This window comes from Microbulbifer discodermiae (assembly GCF_040742695.1).
In the GTDB taxonomy this organism is placed as follows: Bacteria; Pseudomonadota; Gammaproteobacteria; order Pseudomonadales; family Cellvibrionaceae; genus Microbulbifer.
This window is the reverse complement of sequence record NZ_JBFLAB010000129.1, coordinates 1-2,713: the sequence shown is the minus strand read 5'-3', so window position 1 is coordinate 2,713 and position 2,713 is coordinate 1. Positions and strand designations below refer to the sequence as shown.

At 48.8% G+C, this 2,713-nt stretch carries 4 protein-coding genes; all 4 read left to right on the top strand.

Features of this window, described 5'->3' with window-relative positions; all coding sequences use genetic code 11:
• The first annotated feature begins 553 nt into the window (after positions 1 to 553).
• The 4 genes from AB1S50_RS19270 to AB1S50_RS19255 all read left to right on the top strand — a co-directional run bounded on the left by AB1S50_RS19270 (position 554) and on the right by AB1S50_RS19255 (position 2,565).
• The gene (locus AB1S50_RS19270; protein WP_367152874.1) at positions 554 to 874 is read left to right on the top strand and encodes an SRPBCC domain-containing protein; all 321 of its coding nucleotides are present in this window, start codon (positions 554 to 556) and stop codon (positions 872 to 874) included.
• Positions 875 to 1,096: 222 nt separating this feature from the next.
• The gene (locus AB1S50_RS19265; protein ID WP_367152872.1) at positions 1,097 to 1,300 is read left to right on the top strand and encodes a DUF4177 domain-containing protein; all 204 of its coding nucleotides are present in this window, start codon (positions 1,097 to 1,099) and stop codon (positions 1,298 to 1,300) included.
• Positions 1,301 to 1,390: 90 nt separating this feature from the next.
• A complete protein-coding gene (locus AB1S50_RS19260) occupies positions 1,391 to 1,939 on the top strand; it encodes a GNAT family N-acetyltransferase (protein WP_367152870.1) in 549 nt (182 codons plus the stop codon).
• Positions 1,940 to 2,067: 128 nt separating this feature from the next.
• A complete protein-coding gene (locus tag AB1S50_RS19255; protein WP_367152868.1) occupies positions 2,068 to 2,565 on the top strand; it encodes a hypothetical protein in 498 nt (165 codons plus the stop codon).
• Positions 2,566 to 2,713: the final 148 nt, after the last annotated feature.

The following is a 2,713-nucleotide window of genomic DNA, read 5'->3' as shown; positions in this document are numbered from 1 at the left end:
AGCGTCTGTTTCGCCGCTTGAAAGGTTTCCGAAGAATATTTAGTCGATTTGATAAGTTGGATGTCGTTTTTAAGTTCTTCATCAACTTTTCATTGATCGCTGACCGGCTAATTAGTGTTAACAGGCCCTAGCAGGCTGTTGAAAAAGTGCTTTTCAGAAGCCTGCTGTCCCGAACAGGGATGTTCGGGCCGCAAATCAAGCATGTAACTGCTTGATTTGTCGTGGAGGGTTTGCGGACATGCGCCGCAAACCCGGGTTGAGCAAAGCCAGGGAGGGCTTTTTTAACAATCTACTAAGGCAATAGCGGGGTGGGGATGGATTTTCGCCTGGTCCTGACGGACGTTCTCTTTTTCCGGAGTCGCCCGTACAAACTCGCCGAAGTAGGAATCGACTGACAGGCGTCGGTTCTGTCAGTCGGCTGTCAAATAGAGTGGAGATGGGAATATGAACAATCCACAAATTTCCATAGACACTACCATCGAAGCTGTCGTCGAAACCGTGTGGGAGGCCTATACAAAGCCCGTGCATATTACACATTGGAACTTTGCATCCGATGATTGGTGGCTGCCCCAGCGCCGAAGCCGACTTGAAGGTAGCGAGTGCCTATAAGGCACGGATGGAGGCCAGGGATAGCAGCGACGGCTTTGGTTTTGAAGCGATCTATGGCCAAGTGCAGCCTCACGAGGTGCTTGAGCTTGTTATGGCCGACGGGCGCCGATTCAGAACAATATTCGAGCCAGCGGGCAGTGGTACTAAAGTCACAACAGTCTTCGATGCCGAAGCGCAGAACTCCATTGATGTACAGCGCAACGGCTGGCAGGCGATCCTGGACAACTTCAGAGCCTATGTGGAATCTGAACGAATCAGTTTGTAGCTTATAGCGTACAGGCTTTGCACCAAGCTGCCGGCAGCGGGCAGAGATCTAAAGGGAGGTCGTTTCTCTCCGGGATGTGGGTGGATGGAGCGTTGATCTGTGCCAATTCCCCCGTATACTGCAACCTGAAAGGAGGCTACAGCTTCTCTTGAGACCGGGAGGGTACTAGCGGCGACATTTGCAATTGAAGTGGGTGATCTGGACCACGAGGCGTCTTCTTTTATGAAAAAGTACGAATACAAGACCATAGAGCTGCCCTTCAAGACAGGGCTTTTTAAGACTGGCACTCCGGACGTAGAGAGTTTATTAAATACCGAGGGTGAGTTGGGATGGAGATTGCACCAGGTTGTGCTGCCTGCGGTAGGATTTGGTGAATCGAGTTCTATGATGGTCATTTTTGAACGTGAAAAAGGTCAGGACAGGTAATAAAAGGGCCTAAGTTGCGATTTTCAATGTAAGTCAATAGCCGATATCATCGCGGCGATGGCGTCTGCATGAAGAGTGGTGCATTCTTTTATGAAATATACTATTCGCGAGGCAGAGGAATCTGATATCCCTGCAATCCGGCCGTTGATAGAGGAATCTGTGCGAATCCTGGCAGCCGATGACTATTCGCAGGAGCAAATCAGGGGGGCGCTACTATCGGCTTGGGGGGTAGATACACAGCTGATTTGTGATAAAACCTATTTCGTCGTGGAAAATGGAGCGGATTTGATCGGCTGTGGTGGCTGGAGCTATCGCGCCACTCTTTTTGGAAATGATAGCGAAGGCAATAGGGATTCAAAACTATTGAATCCACAAGGTGATCCGGCAAAGATTCGGGCATTTTTTGTAAAGCCCTCTTGTGCACGCCAGGGCATCGGGTCCATGATAATGGAAAGATGTGAGAGAGCCGCGAGGGAGAGGGGTTTTGCAAGTTTGGAACTAATGGCAACGCTTCCAGGTCAGAGGCTTTATGCCCGTCATGGGTTTGAGCCAGGTGAGGCCATCGAGTACCCTTTGGGTTCTAAGCTGTCAATTAAATTTGTTCCTATGAGAAAAGAACTGAGGGAGCAGGCCGGTTAGCCAATTGGTGGAAGCCTGGCGGGTATCCTTTCCTGGAGCCGTTGAGGGCCGATCCACCCGGGAGATTGGCTTAAATGGGAATTATGTGGTGTTCTATACAAGGGTTAAAGGGATCGATTGATTAAATTATGCGATTGGTGATTTTGTTTCTTGTTTCGGCTTTGATGGGTTCGCAATTGGGCGAGGGCTCTGCAACTAAAGCCATTGGGTATATCGGTTTTGATAAGGGGAAGCTCTGGGCGATACAGTTTAACGACTGCACGGTATACGATTTTGAAGGGGCGGAAAAATATTTATGGTTTGATCGTTCCCTTGATTCCATAAGCTGCTATAAGTATAAGGAAGCGGACAAGTCATTCCTGAGAAACTCCCCGATTCTAATTTACGATGCCCCGGATTTCGATGCGGAAAAACATGCGATTGATAGTTTCTCAGAATTTTCTGTTTCCAAAAGCGGGTGGGGAAGTTTTCCGAAAGTTTATTCAAAATCCGGAGACTGCTGGTTTAGGGTGAAAGAAGGGTGGGTCTATTTGAGTTCGTCTGATAGGAAGTTTGTCCGGTTTTATCAAGGTGAGCAGGACAGGGCGGCCCAGGCTAAGCATGATACATATTTCAATACACACTAAATAGCTAGTGGGCCATGCGGAAAATAAGGTTACGTGATTTGATTTCACGTATACTTGCCCCCATGGATACTCCTGACGTTTTTACAATTACCGCTCATGATGCAGCGACCCTGGAAAGCTGGATTCGCAGCACCTCGCTTCAGCAGGG